Source organism: Massilia aerilata, assembly GCF_042656905.1.
GTDB lineage: Bacteria > Pseudomonadota > Gammaproteobacteria > Burkholderiales > Burkholderiaceae_D > Telluria > Telluria aerilata.
Genome location: NZ_JBHSMZ010000006.1, coordinates 215691 through 233972 on the forward strand (window position 1 = coordinate 215691; position 18282 = coordinate 233972).

Below are 18282 nucleotides of genomic sequence, written 5' to 3' on the forward strand. Positions count from 1 at the left end.
TGATCAGAAGCCGGTACCCATCTGGAACTGGAAGCGTTCCAGGCGATCGCCCGGCTTGGCGTTCAAGGGCTTAGCATAACTCAACTTGAGCGGACCCACCGGGGAAATCCACGACAGGCCGATACCGGCCGAGTAGCGCAGCTGGTCGGCGCGGAAGCGCTGGCCTTCCTGGAACACCTGGCCGGTATCGGCGAAGGTGAACCAGCGCAGCGATTTGTCGCTGCCGCCGCCCGGGAACGGGAACTGCAGCTCGGCGTTGCCGATCACGCGGCGGGCGCCGCCCAGCGCGTCCAGGGTGCGGTAGTCCACCAGGCCCAGCGACGAGCTCTCGTAGCCGCGCACCGAGCCGATGCCGCCGCCGTAGAAGTTCTTGAAGACCGGGTAGTCGCTGCCTCGCAGGCCGCCGCCGATATCCAGCTCGCCCTTCAAGGCCAGCGTCATCCAGCGTGTCACTGGACGGTACCACTGGTGTTCGTAGATCGCGCGGTAATACTTGTTATCGCCCACCATGTCGATTTCCAGGTTGGCGCGCTGGTAGCGGCCGCGGGTCGGCGTGACGGCGCTGTCGCGCGAATCGCGGCCCCAGGCCACGGTCAGCGGGATCGCGTTGCTGGTCGCGCTGCCCACGCCGGTGATCCTGGCCAGTGGGTCTTTCGAGTTCTGGCGAATGAATTCCTGGTAAGGCGTCGGCGAGCTTTCGTCGGTTTCCAGCTTGGTGCGTTCCAGGCCGGCGCCGAAGTAGACGTTGTCGGTTTCCGAGAACGGCACGCCGAAGGTCAGGTTGCCGCCCAACTGGCGCACGGTGTACGAGCCGATGTTCAGCGCCGGCGGACGCGAGGTGCGCAGGTACAGCTGGAAGGCGCGCGACACGCCTTCGTCGGTGAAGTACGGGTTGGTCTGGGCGAACGAGATCGTGCGGTTGTACTTGCTGGTATTCAGCTCGATGCCGACCGTGTTGCCGCTGCCGGCAAAGTTGGCCTGCGTGACCGAGGCCGTGAAGGTGAACTTCTCGGCCTGCGAGAACGCGCCGCCGATCATGAAGTTACCGGTCGGCCTTTCGGTGACGGCGATGTTCACGTCGACCTGGTCGGTGGTGCCCTGGGATTCCGGGGTCTCGACGGTCACGTCCTTGAAGTAGCCGAGGCGGTCGACACGGTCGCGCGACATCTTCACGCGGGTCGGGTCGTACCACGAGCTCTCGAACTGGCGGAATTCGCGGCGGATCACTTCGTCGCGGGTGATCGTGTTGCCCGAGATGGTCATGTGGCGCACGTAGGCGCGCTTGCCCGGATCGACGATGAAGGTGAATTTCACTTCATGCCTGGCCTGGTCGACTTCCGGATTCGCGTTGACGTTGGCGAAGGCGTAGCCGAAGCTCGCCAGGCGGTCCGAGATGCGCTTGTTCGAGGCTTCCAGCAGCTCGCCGGAATAGGTCTGGCCCGGACGCAGCAGGATCAGCTGCTTCAGCTCTTCCTCGCGGCCGAAGGTCTCGCCTTCCATCTTGACGCCGGTGACGGTGTACTTCTCGCCCTCGGTGATGTTGATGGTGAGGTAGATCTCCTTCTTGTCAGGAGTGATCGCGACCTGGGTCGATTCGACGTTCGCCTCCAGGTAGCCGTGGTTGGCGTACCAGGACTTGATCGATTCCAGGTCGCCAGTCAGCTTCTGCTTGGAGTACTGGTCGGCCTTCGAGTACCAGGTGAACCAGCCCGAGGTATTCAGCTGCAGCAGTTCGCGCAGCTGCTTGTCGCTGAAGGCCTTGTTGCCGACGATGTTGATGCCCTTGATCTTGGCGACGTCGCCCTCGTCCACGTTGAACATGACCGTCACGCGGTTACGCTCGATCGGGGTGACGGTGGTGGTGATCTTCACGCCGTACAGGCCGTGCGACAGGTACTGGCGCTTCAGCTCCTGCTCGGCGCGCTCGACCGAGGCCTTGTCGAAGATCTTGGTTTCGCCGACGCCGATTTCCTTCAGCGCCTTGACCAGCATGTCCTTCTCGAATTCCTTGGTGCCGGTGAAGTCGACGCTCGAAATCGCCGGGCGTTCCTCGACCAGCACCACCAGCACGCCGTTCTCTTCTTCCAGGCGCACGTCCTTGAAGAAGCCGGTCGCGTACAGGGCCTTGATCGCAGCCGTGCCCTTGTCGTCGTCGAAGGTCTCGCCGACGCGCACAGGCAGGTAGCTGAACACCGTGCCTGCCTCGGTACGCTGGATGCCTTCGACCCGGATGTCCTTCACGACGAAGGGAGCGCCGGCGGCGGCGTGGCCGGCGCAAAGCGCAAGCACTGCGGCGCCGATCAGGCTACGACGGGAAGGCATGGCGAAGCGTGGCAGTACAGGACGTTCAGAGTGTAATTTCATTGGCTAAATCAATGGGTCAGTCATTTGGACAACGTACGTATTCTGCGCCCGGTATCAGAACAGCCGCACCAGGTCGTTGAAGACGGCGAGCGCCATCAGCATGAGCATCAGGCCAAACCCGGCGAGCTGCGCGATCTCTCCTACTCGCGCTGGCAGGGGGCGCCCGGTCAAAACTTCCAGCGAATAATACAGCAATTGGCCGCCATCCAGAACGGGAATTGGTAACAGATTCATTACACCCAGGCTCAGGCTGATGAAGGCAAGTATCTCGATATAGGTCGAAAAGCCCGCATCGGCGGCCTGTCCGGCCACCCCGGCGATGGTCAGCGGACCCGACACGTTCGTCAGCGAGACCTCGCCGGTCAGCATCCGGCCGATCATCTTGAGGGTCGTGACGCTGCCGTCCCAGGCGCGCGCGGCGCCCCTGGCGACCGCGTCCAGCGGGCCGGCCTTGACCGTCACCAGCTCGGGCATCTGCGCCAGTTCGAGCTTGATCACGCCCTGCCCGTGCTTGGCATCGCGCTCCGGCACCAGCACCAGCTGCAGCGGCTGGCCGCCGCGCAGCACGTCGAAGCGCAGGCTGCGGCCCGGGCTCTTCCTCACAGCCATGATCACATCGACGCCGTCGATCACCGGCTTGCCGTCGATCGCGGTGACGAGGTCACCCTGGCGCAGGCCGGCGCGCGCGGCCGCCCCGTCCGGAAGGACCTTGTTGGCGACCGCCGGCGGGCGCCAGATCTGCATGCCCAGCTGCTCCATGATGTCGGCCTGGCCATCCGGGTCGAAGCGGGCCAGGGTCGCGGCCGGGATCACGGCGCGGTAGCTGCCGCCGCCCTGGCCATGCAGGACGAGTTCGGCGTCGCGCTTGTCGAGGGCGGCGCGCACGACTTCCCAGCGCAGCTCGCTCCAGGCCTGGACCGGGCGGCCGTTGACGGCGCCGACCGCATCGCCGCCGCGCACGCCGGCCACATACACCGCCGATTGCGACGGCATCGCGCGCAGGCGCGTGCCCGGCTCCTCCTTGCCCACCATGAACAAGGCCGCCATCAGCAGGATGGCCACCGCGAAGTTGACGATCGGGCCGGCGGCGATGATGGCGATGCGCTTCCACACGTTCTGGCGCGTGAACTCGCGCCGTTCTTCTTCGGCGTCGACCGGGGCCTGCGCCGGGACGCGGCTGTCGACCATCATCACGTAGCCGCCGACCGGAACGATCGACAGCGCCCATTCGGTCTGGTCGCGGCCGAAACGGCGCGACCACACGACGCGGCCCATGCCGATCGAGAAGCGGCGCACCTTCACGCCGCACCAGCGCGCGACGAAGTAGTGCCCCAGTTCGTGCAGGATGATCAGCGGCCCCAGCCCCAGGAGGAAGCCGAACAGGATGTGGCTGAAGCTCATGGCGTCAGGTCCGCGCCAGGCCGTCGACGATGCGGCCGGCGGCGCTGCGCGCCTGCGCATCCTGCTCCAGCACCGCCTCGATGCTGGAAGCCGCGCCGTGCTGCACCTCATTCATCACGCGCTGCACCACGCGGTCGATGTCGCGGAAGCCGATGCGGCGGTCGAGGAAGGCCTCCACCGCGACCTCGTTGGCCGCGTTCAGCAGGGCCGGCGCGGTGCCGCCCGCGCGCAGGGCGTCGAAGGCCAGCGCCAGGCAGGGGAAGCGGCGGAAATCGGGGGCGTGGAATTCGAGCGCCGCCATGGCGGTCAGGTCCAGTTGCGCGACCCCGGAAGCGATCCGCTCCGGGAAGGCCAGCGCATGGGCGATCGGGGTGCGCATGTCGGGGTTGCCGAGCTGGGCCAGCACCGAGCCGTCCACATAGGACACCATCGAGTGGATCACGCTCTGCGGGTGGATCACCACCTCGATCAGGTCGGCCGGGGCGCCGAACAGCCAGTGGGCCTCGATCACTTCCAGGCCCTTGTTCATCATGGTGGCGGAATCGACCGAGATCTTGCGGCCCATCGACCAGTTCGGGTGCTTGCAGGCTTCTTCCGGGGTCACCTGCTCCAGCGTCTCCACCGCCCGCTTGAGGAAGGGGCCGCCGGACGCGGTCAGCAGGATCTTCGCCACGCCGGCCGCTTCCGGCGCGCGCGCGTAATGCGCGGGCAGCGACTGGAAGATCGCATTGTGTTCGCTGTCGATCGGCAGCAGGGTCGCCTTGTGCTCGCGCACGGCGTCCATGAACAGCTGGCCGGACATCACCAGCGCTTCCTTGTTGGCCAGCAGGACCTTCTTGCCGGCGCGCGCGGCGGCCAGGGTCGGGGCCAGGCCGGCGGCGCCGACGATGGCGGCCATCACGGTGTCCGTGTCGCGGCTGGCGGCGATCTCGCACAGGGCCTGCTCGCCCCACGAGACTTCGGTCGGCAGGTCGGCGATCATGCCGGCCAGGCGCGCGGCGGCATCGGGCGAGCCGACCACGGCGCGGGCCGGACGGAAGCGGCGGCACTGGGCCGCCAGCTCGTCGACGCGGCCGTGGGCGCTCAGGGCATGGACTTCGTATTGTTCGGGATGACGTGCGAGCACGTCGAGGGTCGAGACGCCGATCGAGCCGGTGGCGCCCAGGATGGTAACGCGTTGCATGGGGTAGACCTTTTAAAGCCTGGAGCCGATCAGTGCTGCGAGCGGCAAAACGGGGATCAGTGCATCGATCCGGTCGAGCACGCCGCCGTGGCCCGGCAGCAGGTTGCTGCTGTCCTTCATGCCGGCGCGGCGCTTGAGCTGGGATTCGAACAGGTCGCCGACGATGCTGGCGGCGACCATCAGGACCAGGATGGCGAGCAGCGCCGGCCAGCCGAGGCCGTGCGCGACGCGCGCGGCGAAGGTGTCGGCGAAGGCGTCGCCGCCATACGCCACCGACAGCGAGGCCAGCACCAGCACGGCGATGCCGCCGCCGATCGCGCCCTCCCAGGATTTACCGGGCGAGATCGAGGGCGCAAGCTTGCGCTTGCCGAAGGCCTTGCCGGAGAAATAGGCGCCGATGTCGGCCACCCAGACGATCGCCATGACCGACAGCAGGAACACCGGCGAATGCGAGAACAGCACCACGATGGCGACGAAGCAGCCGAAGATGGCGAAGCCGTAGACCAGGCTCAGCAGCGTGTTGGAGGGGCTGCCCAGCGGCGGCAGGCCGGTCTTGAGCGAAGGCGCGAAGCGCGCGATCCACAGCGCCAGGCTGAGCGCGGACCAGAAGGCGGCGTTCAGGTGGCCGGACAGCATCGACACCGCGAACACGCCGGTCCAGACCAGGGCGATGATGTGGCCGTTGGCGGTGCCGGGATTGAACAGGCGCACGCATTCCCAGACCGCGGCGCCGAAGAACACCGTGGCCACCACCGCGAACGCCGTGAAATTGTTGAAATACAGGACCGGCAAGAGGATTGCCAGCAAGACCAGCGCGGTGATGACCCGGGTTTTCAGCATCGATTATTTAGCCTTGGTTGCTACCTGCTCGCCGGTGCGGCCGAAGCGCCGCTCCCGGCTCTGGTAGGACGCGATCGCGGTATCCAGCGCCTCCGGCGAAAAGTCCGGCCAGAAGGCGTCGGTGAAGTAGAGCTCCGAATAAGCCAGCTGCCACAGCAGGAAGTTGGAAATGCGCTCCTCGCCGCCGGTGCGGATGAACAGGTCCGGCTCCGGCGCGTAGGCCATCGCCAGGTGCGGGGCCAGCATCTCTTCGGTGTAGTCGGTGACGCCCGGATTGGCGGCCACCATCTTGCCTGTCGCCTGCATGATGTCCCAGCGGCCGCCGTAGTTGGCGCACACGGTGACGGTCAGGCGGGAATTGTTGGCGGTCTTGCGCTCGGCGTTGGCGATCATGTCCTGCAGCTTCGGATCGAAGCGCGACAGGTCGCCCACCACCTTCAGGCGGATGTTATTGGCATGCATCTTCGCCACTTCGCGTTCGAGCGCGGTGACGAACAGGCCCATCAGGTAGGACACCTCTTCGGCCGGACGGCGCCAGTTTTCCGAGGAAAAAGCGAACAGCGTCAGGTACCCGACGCCGCGCTCGACGCAGGCCTCGACGATCTTGCGCACGGCATCCACGCCCTTGACGTGGCCGGCCACGCGCGGCAGCAGGCGTTTGGTCGCCCAGCGGCCATTGCCGTCCATGATGATGGCGATATGGCGCGGCACCGCCGGCGCGTCGGGAACTGCGGTGGTCGAACTTTTGAAAATCATAAATCAGGCCGGAGTCGGCGGTAAAAACGAGGCGCCGGCACGGAAACCCGGGCCGGCGTACACGGTAGCGAGAACAGGACCAGGCGCCCTGCCCCGGCCAGCTTACACCGTCATCACTTCTTTTTCTTTTTCCGCGACGAGCTTGTCGATGTCGACCACGGCCTTGTCGGTCAGCTTCTGGATGTCGTCCGAGGCGCGGCGCTCGTCGTCTTCGGAAATCGCCTTGTCCTTGACCAGCTTCTTCAGCTGCTCGTTGCCGTCGCGGCGCACGTTGCGCACGGCGATCTTGGCGTCTTCGGCTTCCGACTTGCACAGCTTGACCATTTCCTTGCGGCGCTCTTCGGTCAGGGCCGGGGTCGGCACGCGGATCATTTCGCCGAAGGTCGACGGGTTCAGGCCCAGGTCGGAGTCGCGGATCGCCTTTTCGACGGTGCTCAGCATCTTTTTCTCGTACGGCTGCACGCCGATGGTGCGGGCGTCGATCAGCGTCAGGTTCGCGACCTGCGACAGCGCGGTCGGCGATCCATAGTACTCGACCATGACGGAGTCGAGGATGCCGGTGTGGGCGCGGCCGGTACGGACTTTAGCCAGGTTGGCCCGCAGGGTCTCGATGGACTTCGCCATCTTGTCCTGGGCATTCTTTTTAACGTCAGCTACGGACATGCTGCTCTCCTGTGTTTTTCTGAATTACAAATATCGGATTTTAAACGTGTACCAGTGTACCCTCGTCTTCGCCCATGATCACGCGCTTGAGCGCGCCGGGCTTGACGATCGAGAACACCTTGATCGGCAGCTTCTGGTCGCGGCACAGGGCGAACGCGGTGGCGTCCATCACCTGCAGATGCTTCGAAATCGCCTCGTCGAAGGAGATCGATTCATAACGGGTCGCGTGCGGATCCTTCTTCGGATCGGCAGTATATACGCCATCGACCTTGGTTGCCTTCAAAACAATTTCGGCCGAGATTTCCGAGCCGCGCAGCGCGGCCGCGGTGTCGGTCGTGAAGAAAGGATTGCCGGTGCCGGCGGCGAACACGACCACCTTGCCTTCTTCCAGGTATTGCAGGGCTTTCGGGCGCACATAGGGCTCGACCACCTGCTCGATGCCGATCGCCGACATCACGCGCGCGGTGATGCCCTGCTGGCGCATGGCGTCGGCCAGGGCCAGCGCGTTCATGACGGTGGCCAGCATGCCCATGTAGTCGGCGGTCGCACGGTCCATGCCCTGGGCGCCAGGCGCCACGCCACGGAAGATGTTGCCGCCGCCAATCACCACGGCCAGTTCCACGCCCAGCTTCTGCACCTCCGCCACGTCGGCAACCATGCGCTCGATGGTGGCGCGGTTGATGCCGAACTGGTCGTCGCCCATCAGCGCTTCGCCAGACAGTTTGAGAAGGACTCGTTGGTAGGCTGGTTTGGTCATGAATGGGCTCCTAGATTGTAGATGAATCGAATTCTGGTACTGCTGTCGTGGCGGCCAACCTGATTCGGCCGTCACGCGTGGGCACGGGGTGTCCACCCTACCGGGCATGCGGGCTTTTGGCCCGCATGCCCTTGCAAAAACGGGCCTTTCGGCCCGTCTTCATTTACTGCTGATTACTGCTTTGCTGCGGCCATCTGGGCAGCGACTTCGGCGGCGAAGTCGTCGACCTTCTTCTCGATGCCCTCACCCACCACGTACATGGTGAATGCCTTGACGCTGGCGTTGTTCGCCTTCAGCATCTGCTCGACGCTCTGCTTGTCGTTCTTCACGAAAGCCTGGTTGAACAGCGACACTTCCTTCAGGTACTTCTGCACCGAACCGTCGATGCGCTTGGCAACGATTTCTTCCGATTGCGGCTGCTTGCCTTCGGCGACGGCCTTGTCGGCGTCTTCCTTGGCCTTCAGCTGGGCGACCGAGCGCTCTTTCTCGATCATTTCAGCCGGCACCTGGTCCGACGACAGCGAGACCGGCTTCATCGCGGCGATGTGCATGGCGACATCCTTGCCGACTTGCTCGTCGGCGCCTTCGAAGTCGACGATCACGCCGATGCGGTTGCCGTGCAGGTAGGAAGCCAGCTTGCCGGCCGTGTCGAAACGCTGGAAGCGGCGAACGGTCATATTCTCGCCGATTTTACCGATCAGTGCCGTACGCACGTCGTCGAAGGTCTTGCCGTCGACCGGCAGGGCGCCCAGGGCGGCGACGTCGGCCGGGTTGTTTTCGGCGACCAGCTTGGCTGCCAGGTTGGCCATGGCCATGAATTCGTCGTTCTTGGCGACGAAGTCGGTTTCGCTGTTGATTTCAACCAGCGCGCCGATGTTGCCGGCGACATAAGCCGTCACCACGCCTTCGGCGGTGATGCGCGAGGCTGCTTTCGAAGCCTTGCCGCCCAGCTTGACGCGCAGGATCTCTTCCGCACGGGCCAGATCGCCTTCGGCTTCGGTCAGTGCCTTCTTGCATTCCATCATCGGTGCATCGGTCTTCGCGCGGAGTTCGCCGACCATCGCTGCAGTAATCGCTGCCATGTTATTTCTCCCAGAATGAGTTTGTTCTTGCTGAATCTGCTTGCAAAAAGGGGCGCTCGATCTTAGGCTCGGCGCCCCTTCCCTTACATCAGCGGACCGGAGTCCGCCCGGCTATTTATGCTTGCTCGGAAACTTCGACGAAGTCGTCGCCAGCCTTGGCCGCCTCGACGACTTCGTTGGTGGCGTTGGCACGGCCTTCCAGGATCGCATCGGCGACGCCGCGTGCGTACAGGGTGATGGCCTTCGACGAGTCGTCGTTACCCGGGATCACGTGGGTAACGCCTTCCGGCGAGTGGTTGGTGTCGACCACGCCGATGACCGGGATGCCCAGCTTCGAGGCTTCGGTGATTGCGCCCTTGTGGTAGCCGACGTCGACGACGAAGATCGCGTCCGGCACGCCGCCCAGATCCTTGATGCCGCCGATCGACTTCTGCAGCTTGTCCATTTCGCGCGAGAACATCAGCGCTTCTTTCTTCGACATCTTCTCGACGTCGCCGGCTTCGATCATGGCTTCCATGTCCTTCAGGCGCTTGATCGAGGTCTTGATGGTCTTGAAGTTGGTCAGCATGCCGCCCAGCCAGCGCTGGTCGACGTAAGGCACACCGGCGCGCTGGGCTTCAGCGGCGATGATGTCGCGGGCCTGGCGCTTGGTGCCGACCAGCAGGATGGTGCCGCGGTTGGCAGCGATCTGCTTGATGGTCTTCATCGCATCCTGGTACATCGCCATGGTTTTTTCCAGGTTGATGATGTGGATCTTGTTGCGATGACCGAAGATGAACGGTGCCATTTTCGGGTTCCAGAAACGGGTCTGGTGGCCGAAGTGAACACCGGCTTCCAGCATTTCGCGCATAGTGACGGACATAATATTCTCCAGGGTTGGGTCTTGAATAACGGCCAGTACACCTGATTCCAGGCACCCTTGTCGGCCGCATTCGCGATTCAGTAAAAAGACGTTTTTTACAACATTACTCGATATGAACACGAGCAACCCGAGATTCTAGCCGGATTTGCTCCCGATTTCAAGTTGATACTCGTATCGCGCGATCACATATAATGGACGGACATCCCATCGCATTATTAAGAAGACTATGTCCATCTCCCTCAAGACCCCGGAAGAGATCGAAGGCATGCGCATCGCCGGCCGCCTCGGCGCCGAAGTGCTCGACTACATCACCCCCTTCGTCAAGCCGGGCGTCACCACCGGCGAACTGGATCGCCTTTGCCATGAATACATGGTGCAAGTGCAAGGCACCGTGCCGGCCCCGCTGAACTACGCGCCGCCGGGCTACCCGCCCTTCCCGAAGGCGGTCTGCACCTCGGTCAACGACGTCATCTGCCACGGCATCCCCGGCGACAAGGTGCTGAAGGCCGGCGACTCGGTCAACATCGACGTCACCGTCATCACCAAGGACGGTTTCCATGGGGACAATTCCCGAATGTTCCTGCTGGGCGAACCGACGATCCAGGCGCGCCGCCTGGCCGAAGTCACCTATGAATGCATGTGGCTGGGCATCAGCAAGGTCAAGCCGGGCGCCCGCCTGGGCGACATCGGCCACGTGATCCAGCAGCACGCCGAAAAGAACGGCTACAGCGTGGTGCGCGAATTCTGCGGCCACGGCATCGGCAAGGTCTTCCACGAAGAACCGCAGGTGCTGCACTACGGCCGTCCCGGCACCGGCGAGGAACTCAAGCCGGGCATGATCTTCACGATCGAGCCGATGATCAACGCCGGCCGCCGCGAAATCCGCGAGATGCCGGACGGCTGGACCATCAAGACCAAGGACCGCAGCCTGTCGGCCCAGTGGGAGCACATGATCCTGGTGACGGAAGCCGGCTACGAAGTGCTGACCACCTCGGCCGGCACCCCGCCGCCGCCGGCGATCGTGCTCGACAAGGATACCGTCGCGGCCTGATTCGATACTTATGTCCGGCACCGCCACCACCGAACAGCCGCAGCTGCAAACCCAGCTGCGGCAGCGCCTGAAGGATGAGCGCAATCTCATCATTGCGGACTTCCGCAAGAACGGCAAACCCGAGAAGCTGCTGCGCGGCCTGCGCCACAGCGTCGACGGGGTGCTGGCCGACGCCTGGAAGCTTGCCGGGCTGCCTACGGCATCGGCGCTGGTCGGGGTCGGCGGCTACGGCCGCGGCGAGCTTTTTCCCCATTCCGACGTCGACCTGCTGATCCTGCTCGGCGCCCCGGCCGACGCCCTGACCCAGGCCAGGCTGGAGAAGTTCGTGCAGCTGCTGTGGGACCTGGGCCTGGAAATCGGCCACAGCATCCGCACCGTCGACGAGTGCATGAGCGAGTCGGCGGCCGACATCACGGTGCAGACCAGCCTGCTCGAAGCGCGGCGCATCGCCGGCAGCGAGACCGTGTTCGCCGAGCTGCAGCGGCGCTACCGGGAGGCGATGGACCCGCAAGCCTTCTACCACGCCAAGACCGCCGAGATGCGGCTGCGCCACGCCAAGTACGAATTCACGCCCTACAGCCTGGAGCCGAACGTCAAGGAAAGCCCGGGCGCCCTGCGCGACCTGCAGGTGATCCGCTGGGTGGCCCAGGCGGCGGGGCTCGGCAATTCCTGGACCCAGCTGGCGATCCGCGGCCTGATCACGCGCGAGGAAGCGCGCCAGCTGATGGAGAAGGAATACGCCTTCAAGGACATCCGCATCCGCCTGCACCTGCAGACCCGGCGCCGCGAAGACCGGCTGGTGTTCGACGTCCAGACCGCGATCGCCGAGACCTTCGGCCTGAGCTCGACCGGCCAGGGCCTGGAGGCGCGCCGCGCCAGTGAATACCTGATGCAGCGCTACTACTGGGCGGCCAAGACGGTCACCCAGATGAACACCATCCTGCTGCAGAACATCGAGGCCCAGCTGTTTCCGCAGCCTTCGATCCCGGTGCCGATCAACCCGCGCTTCAACGAGGTCAACGGTTTCATCGACATCGCCCGCGACGATACCTTCCAAGCCCTGCCTTCCGCCGTGCTGGAGATCTTCGTGCTGATGACGGAGCGCCCGGACATCAAGGGCATGACGGCGCGCACCATGCGCGCGCTGTGGCATGCGCGCACGCTGATCGACGAATCCTTCCGCGCCGACCCGGCCCACCGCGTGCTGTTCCTGCGCATCCTGCAGGCGCCCAGCGGCATCGTGCATGCGCTGCGCCGCATGAACGACATGGGCGTCCTCGGCCGCTACCTGCCGAACTTCCGCCGCATCATCGGCCAGATGCAGCACGATCTGTTTCACGTCTACACCGTCGACCAGCACATCATGATGGTGGTGCGGAACATGCGCCGCTTCACGATGACGGAGCACGCCCACGAATACCCCTTCTGCAGCCAGCTGATCGCCAACTTCCCGCGCCGCTGGCTGCTGTACCTGGCCGCCCTCTTCCACGACATCGCGAAAGGCCGCGGCGGCGACCATTCGGAGCTGGGCAAGCACGACGTGCTGGAATTCTGCCGCGACCACGGCGTCGCCCCGGACGACACCGAACTGGTGGTGTTCCTGGTCGAGCAGCACCTGACCATGTCGCAGGTGGCGCAGAAGCAGGATCTGTCGGACCCGGACGTGATCGCGGGTTTCGCAGGCCTGGTCAACGACGAGCGCCACCTGACCGCGCTCTATTTGCTGACGGTGGCCGACATCCGCGGCACCAGCCCCAAGGTGTGGAACGCCTGGAAGGCCAAGCTGCTGGAAGACCTGTACAAGATGACCCTGCGCGTGCTGGGCGGCGAGCCGCCTTCGGCCGACCGCGAGCTGCGCGCGCGCCAGCAGGAAGCGCTGGCCACCCTGCGCCTGTTCGGCCTCGGCCCGCAGGCCCACGAGGCGCTCTGGAAGCAGCTGGACATGGCCTACTTCCTGCGTCACGACGCCTCCGACATCGCCTGGCAGACCCGCTCCCTGCACGACAAGCTGGGGCGCGACAAGCCGGTGGTGAAGTCGCGCCTGGCGCCGATCGGCGAAGGCCTGCAGGTGACCGTGTACGTGAAGGACCAGCCGGACCTGTTCGCGCGCATCTGCAGCTACTTCGACCGCAAGAATTTCTCCATCCTCGACGCCAAGATCCACACCACGCGCGACGGCTACGCGCTCGACACCTTCCTGATCACGGACGAGCACTTCGCCAACAACTACCGCGACATCATCAGCCTGATCGAGCACGAGCTGTGCGAAGTACTGACCCACCAGGACCCGCTCAGCCCACCCCTGCGCACCCGCCTGTCGCGCATGTCGCGCAACTTCCCGATCACCCCGACCGTCGAACTGCGCCCGGACGAGCGCGGCCAGTTCTGGCTGCTGTCGATCGCCGCCAACGACCGCAACGGCCTGCTGTACGCGATTGCGAGCGTGCTGGCGCGGTATCGGATCAACCTGCATACGGCCAAGATCATGACTCTGGGCGAGCGGGTCGAGGACGTATTCCTGATCGATGGGGCGGCCTTGAATAACCAGCGGGTGCAGGTGCAGCTTGAAACTGAATTGCTGGATGCCCTGAAAATTTAACCAAGGTCATTCCCGCGCAGGCGGGAATGACGGATCAACATTTACCACTTATGACCGAACCCGTACGCCTCTCCAAACGCATGTCCGAACTGGGCCTCTCCTCCCGCCGCGAAGCCGACGACTGGATCGCCAAAGGCTGGGTCCGCGTGGACGGCAAGGTCGTCAACGAACTGGGCAGCAAGGTGCTGCCGCACCAGAAGATCACGGTCGAGCGCCAGGCCGCGGCCGAGCAGTCCAAGCGCGTGACGGTGCTGATCAACAAGCCGGTCGGCTTCGTCAGCGGCCAGGCCGAGGATGGCTACAAGCCGGCCGTGGTGCTGGTCAAGCCGGAAAACCGCTGGGCCGACGATCCCTCGCCCGAGCAATTCCACCCCACCCAGCTGCGTTCGCTGGTGCCGGCCGGGCGCCTGGATATCGATTCGGTCGGCCTGCTGGTGCTGACCCAGGACGGCCGCATCGCGCGCCAGCTGATCGGGGAAGACACGGCCATCGAGAAGGAATACCTGGTGCGCGTGCAGTACACCGGGCCGGGCAAGCTGCCGGATGCCGATTTGAAGAAGCTGAATCACGGCCTCTGGATGGACGGCGAGCCGCTGCTGCCGGCCAAGGTGCGCTGGCAAAACGATGACCAGCTCAGCTTTACCTTGAAGGAAGGCCGCAAGCGCCAGATCCGGCGCATGTGCGACATGGTGGGTTTGAAGGTGATCGGTTTGAAGCGGGTGCGAATTGGTCGGGTCAAGTTAGGTGAGTTGCCGCCGGGTCAGTGGCGCTATCTCGGCGCCGACGAGCGGTTTTGATATACACGCGGGCACAGGGTGCCCGCCCTACGGTGACATGCCGGTACGTGTAGGGTGGGCACCCCGTGCCCACGCGTCAATGCTGCCGCGCCTGGGTCCACGGATCCAGCACCCGCAATTCATCCAGCACCGCCTGCGGCCCATCGATACTGCCGCCGCTCTCCTGGTCCCACTCGAGCTTGAGCTTGGAGCGGCCCTTGCGCAGGTCGACGCGGGCGTAGTCGACCCAGGCGTCGTCGCCGCCGTATTCATAGGTCGTGATCCAGCCGGATGCCATCAGCGCATCCGCGGTCTGGCGCAGGGCGAACGGCGGCAAGCCTTCGATCGTGCCAGGCTCCAGGCGGGGGTCGCCCAGCACCGAGAAATACCTCACCAATTCTGAAATCCACGTCATCGCTGCCTCCCAACAGGGGTTTGACGTGATTTCAGTCTATCAGCGGGTTTTCGCCTTTGATGTTAGCCAACTCACACTGCATAAGAAATGCAAGGCGATTGAAAACGCCTGGAAACTGTTGCGAAAAGTCTCGATTTTGCGCTAAGTCAGGATTCCATGCAGCTCCTCGAGGCTGACCGGCTTGGTCAAATGGTGGGTGAAACCGCGGTTGCGGGTCTGGCGGCGGTCCGCATCCTGGCCCCAGCCGGTCAGGGCGATGATGCGCATGCCGGCAAAGCGCTCGTCCTGGCGCAGGCGGCGCGCGACCTCGTAGCCGTCCATGACCGGCATGCCGATGTCGAGCAGGACGCTGGACGGCATGAAGCTCTCCGCCATCGCCAGCGCGCTGCGGCCGTCGTAGACCACGCGCACCTCGGCGCCGTCGGCTTCCAATAACAGGCCGAGGGTGTCGGCGGCGTCGCGGTTGTCGTCCACCACCAGGATGCGCTGCCCGGCGAAGGGCGCATGGGGCTGGGCCTGCGCCGCGCCCGGACGTTCGGGGCGTTCGTCGTCCTGGGCCGCCAGCGGCAGCCGCACCAGGAATTCGCTGCCCATGCCGCCGCCGGCGCTGTGCGCCTCCACGCTCCCGTGGTGCATCTCGACCAGGCTGCGCACCATGGTCAGGCCGATTCCCAGTCCGCCCTGCCCGCGCCCGACCGCGCGGTGGGCCTGGGCGAACATGTCGAACACCCGGCCCAGCGCTTCCGGCGGAATGCCGATCCCGGTGTCGCGCACCGAGACCACCGCATGGCCGTCCTCGCGCCAGACGTCGACCCAGATGCGTCCGCCCGGATCGGTGTACTTGGCGGCGTTGTTGAGCAGGTTGGCGAAGACCTGGGTCAGGCGCACGCGGTCGGCCAGCAGCACCAGCGGCTCCTCCGGCAAGGCGACGGCCAGCTGGTGCCCCGCGCGCTCGATCGGCAGCTGGCTGGTCTCGACCGCGCTGTGGATGATCTCGGCCACCGGCACCCGCTCCAGGCGCAGGTCGATCTTGCCGCGGGTGATGCGCGACACCTCCATCAGGTCGTCCACCAGGCGCACGATCTGGCGCACCTGGCGCCCCACCATTTCGACCACGCGGTCGGACTGGCGGCGCCCGTCGGGCCGGCGCATCAGCTGCACCGCGTTGCTGATCGGCGCCAGCGGATTCCTCAGCTCGTGGGCCAGGGTGGCGAGGAATTCGTCCTTGCGGCGGTCGGCATCCTTCAGCGCGTCCTCGGCCTGCACGGCGCCGGTGATGTCGAGCGAGATGCCGACGGCGCCGCGGTGCTGGCCGTCGCCGGAATACCAGGGCGCCGCATGCGATTCGAACCAGTGCCAGCTGCCGTCGCGCGCCGGCACCCGGATCCGCTGGTTGTAGGCGCCGCGCTGGCGGATCCCGCTCGATACCTGCTCCAGGTAGCTGTGCATGGCGTCCGGCTGCACGCTGGCGCGCCAGCCCTCGCTTTCCGCCGCCGGGCCGCAGTCGCCCGCGCCGCGCTGGTTCAGGTACATCAGGACCCCGTCCGGATCGAACTGGTAGACCAGCGCCGGCGAAGCGTCGGCCAGCGCGCGGAAGCGCGCCTCGCTTTCGCGCAGGGCGTCCTCGGCGCGCTTGCGCACGGTAATGTCGTGGAACAGGATCGCCACCCGCGGGGTGTCGCCGCCGACCGGGTAGACGAAGAAATCGAACCAGCTGTTCAGCGCCTCGGAAAAGCACTGCGAGCGGGTGCTGGCGCCGGTGCGCGCGACCTGGGCGCAGGCGTCCAGCCAGCAGGGCTCGTGCTCGGGGCGCACTTTCAGCTGGCCCGGGCCGACGTACTGGATGCTGGTCATGCGCACCGCCGCCGGATTCGCCTCCGCGTACGCCAGGCCGGCCGCGCGCCCTTCGCCGTCATACTGCACGGTGGCCAGCAGGAAGCCCTCGTCCATGGCTTCGAACAGCATGCGGTAGCGGCGCTCGCTCTCGGCCAGAGCGGCCTGGGTGCGGCGCCGCTCGTCGATGTCGATGTTCATGCCGAACCACTTGCGCAGGCTGCCGTCCGGGTCGAACAGCGGCGCCGCGCGCACATTGGTCCAGCGCCAGCCGCCGGTCGCCACGTGCACGCGGAATTCCATGTTGATCCCGCGCCGCATCGCCATCGCCGCGCGCCACTCGCGCTGCACGTATTCGCGGTCGTCCGGGTGCACGGCGTCGAGCCAGCCGCGGCCCATGGCCGCCGCTTCGCGCTGCCCGGTGTAGGCGCACCAGCTGGGCGACGGCAGGAGGAAATTGGCGTCGGCATCGGTTTCCCACACCGCCTGGCCGAAACCCTCGACCAGCGCGCGGAAGCGCTCCTCGCTCTCGGCCAGGCGCGCCTCGGCTTCCTTCAATTCGCTGACGTCGAGGATGAAACAGACGCAGCGCGCGCCGGCGCCTTCGCCCGAAATCCGGGCTGGCGCATACAGCCCCCACCACAGGCTGCCGTCCTTGCGCAGCATCTGCTTGGTGTAGGGACGCGTCAGCCCGGTCTCGCGCAGTTCGTGGCCCGCGCGCAGGGTCACGTCCCAGAAGGCCGGCAGCGTGATGGTTTTCCAGTTGTCGAACTGGCGCAGCTCGTCCTCGCTGTAGCCGGTCATGCGCTGGTAGGCCTGGTTGACGTCGCGCACGGTGCCGTCGAGGTCGAAATAGATCACCCCCACGGTGCTGATGCTGAGGGTCGCGTCGATCAGGGCCTTGTGCTCGCGCAGCGCGCGCTCGGCGGCGCGGCTTTCCTCGACTTCGCGCTGCAGCGTTTCGCGGCTTTCGAGCACCGGTCGCATGCGCTGCTCCAGCTCGCGCTCCAGCCGCTCCGGATCGCCGCCGCCGCGCAGGGCGCCGCTGGCCTGGTGCGCGGCGGCCGCGAAGCCGGCCAGGTCGCGCAGCAGCTCGAGGTCGTGGGCATCGAAGTTCTCGCCGTCGCCGTCCAGCATCGCCATCAGCGCGCCGGCCGGATGGCCGCGCACGCGCCACGGCACGCCGAGCGCCTCGCCGACTTTGGCGCCGGCCGCGCGCACCGATTCGAATTCGCGCTCCGGACGCTCGAACAGGACCGCGCAATCCTCCTGGACGCAGGCGCCGCAAGGACAGGACGCGATCGGGAAGCGCCTGCCGGCCTGGCCGTCCATGGCGCCGGCCACCGCGCTCCAGCAGATCTCCTCGCCGTCCCGGCCCGGTTCGCGCACCGCGATCACCACCGCGCTGGCGCCGCACAGCCTGCGCGCGGCGTCCGCCACCCGCTGCATCAGCTGGGACGGATCGTCGGCGAGATCTTGGGCCAGCCCGGCCAGCGTGGCGCGTTCGGCGCCGGCGTCGCGTCCCTGCACGTGCACGCCGCGGCCATGCAGCAGGGCGGCGATGACGGCATCGTCACGGTATCCAACGGCAGAACCTGGGGCGGAGTCGGCCATATGTGGTATGTGGAAATCTGTGAGTTTTAGTACTCCAGACGCCAGATTACTTTACAAGTCGATAATCTCCAAAGCCTATTCAATCG

At 65.6% G+C, this 18282-nt stretch carries 14 protein-coding genes; 3 read left to right on the top strand and 11 right to left on the bottom strand.

Annotated elements, in window-relative coordinates:
• Positions 1–3 precede the first annotated feature (3 nt).
• From bamA to rpsB, 9 genes are all read right to left on the bottom strand, one after another.
• Positions 4–2364 carry an outer membrane protein assembly factor BamA gene (gene bamA, locus ACFPO9_RS10155; protein ID WP_379770175.1) on the bottom strand — a complete coding sequence of 787 codons (2361 nt, stop codon included), beginning with the start codon at positions 2362–2364 and terminating at the stop codon, positions 4–6.
• Between the two features lie 54 nt (positions 2365–2418).
• A complete protein-coding gene (gene rseP, locus ACFPO9_RS10160; protein WP_379771003.1) occupies positions 2419–3765 on the bottom strand; it encodes an RIP metalloprotease RseP in 1347 nt (448 codons plus the stop codon).
• A gap of 4 nt (positions 3766–3769) precedes the next feature.
• Entirely contained in the window at positions 3770–4948 is a 1179-nt protein-coding gene (gene ispC / locus ACFPO9_RS10165; protein ID WP_379770177.1) for a 1-deoxy-D-xylulose-5-phosphate reductoisomerase, read from the bottom strand.
• A gap of 12 nt (positions 4949–4960) precedes the next feature.
• Complete coding sequence (locus tag ACFPO9_RS10170) at positions 4961–5788, bottom strand: phosphatidate cytidylyltransferase (protein ID WP_379770179.1); 828 nt, start codon at positions 5786–5788, stop codon at positions 4961–4963.
• 3 nt (positions 5789–5791) lie between these two features.
• Positions 5792–6544, bottom strand: a complete 753-nt coding sequence (gene uppS, locus ACFPO9_RS10175) for a polyprenyl diphosphate synthase (protein ID WP_379770181.1) — start codon at positions 6542–6544, stop codon at positions 5792–5794.
• 102 nt (positions 6545–6646) lie between these two features.
• Positions 6647–7207 (bottom strand): ribosome recycling factor, encoded by a 561-nt coding sequence (gene frr / locus ACFPO9_RS10180; protein WP_379770184.1) that lies wholly within the window; start codon positions 7205–7207, stop codon positions 6647–6649.
• 40 nt (positions 7208–7247) lie between these two features.
• On the bottom strand, positions 7248–7964 hold the full coding sequence (pyrH, locus tag ACFPO9_RS10185; RefSeq protein WP_230020738.1) for a UMP kinase: 717 nt from the start codon (positions 7962–7964) through the stop codon (positions 7248–7250).
• Between the two features lie 173 nt (positions 7965–8137).
• Entirely contained in the window at positions 8138–9046 is a 909-nt protein-coding gene (tsf, locus tag ACFPO9_RS10190; RefSeq protein WP_379770187.1) for a translation elongation factor Ts, read from the bottom strand.
• A gap of 115 nt (positions 9047–9161) precedes the next feature.
• Positions 9162–9908, bottom strand: coding sequence for a 30S ribosomal protein S2 (rpsB, locus tag ACFPO9_RS10195; RefSeq protein ID WP_379770189.1), 747 nt, complete (start codon positions 9906–9908; stop codon positions 9162–9164).
• 226 nt (positions 9909–10134) lie between these two features.
• Between rpsB and map the strand changes: the two genes are divergently transcribed.
• From map to ACFPO9_RS10210, 3 genes are read left to right on the top strand one after another with little or no spacing between them, the layout of a single operon-like run.
• Complete coding sequence (map, locus tag ACFPO9_RS10200; RefSeq protein WP_379770191.1) at positions 10135–10959, top strand: type I methionyl aminopeptidase; 825 nt, start codon at positions 10135–10137, stop codon at positions 10957–10959.
• Between the two features lie 10 nt (positions 10960–10969).
• Complete coding sequence (locus ACFPO9_RS10205; protein ID WP_379770194.1) at positions 10970–13558, top strand: [protein-PII] uridylyltransferase; 2589 nt, start codon at positions 10970–10972, stop codon at positions 13556–13558.
• Between the two features lie 50 nt (positions 13559–13608).
• Complete coding sequence (locus tag ACFPO9_RS10210; protein WP_379770196.1) at positions 13609–14355, top strand: pseudouridine synthase; 747 nt, start codon at positions 13609–13611, stop codon at positions 14353–14355.
• Positions 14356–14431: 76 nt separating this feature from the next.
• On the opposite strand, the gene ACFPO9_RS10215 is transcribed toward ACFPO9_RS10210, so the two are convergent.
• A complete protein-coding gene (locus tag ACFPO9_RS10215; RefSeq protein WP_379770198.1) occupies positions 14432–14749 on the bottom strand; it encodes a hypothetical protein in 318 nt (105 codons plus the stop codon).
• Positions 14750–14890: 141 nt separating this feature from the next.
• Positions 14891–18196: a PAS domain S-box protein gene (locus ACFPO9_RS10220; RefSeq protein ID WP_379770200.1), complete on the bottom strand. Its 3306-nt coding sequence runs from the start codon at positions 18194–18196 to the stop codon at positions 14891–14893.
• Positions 18197–18282: the final 86 nt, after the last annotated feature.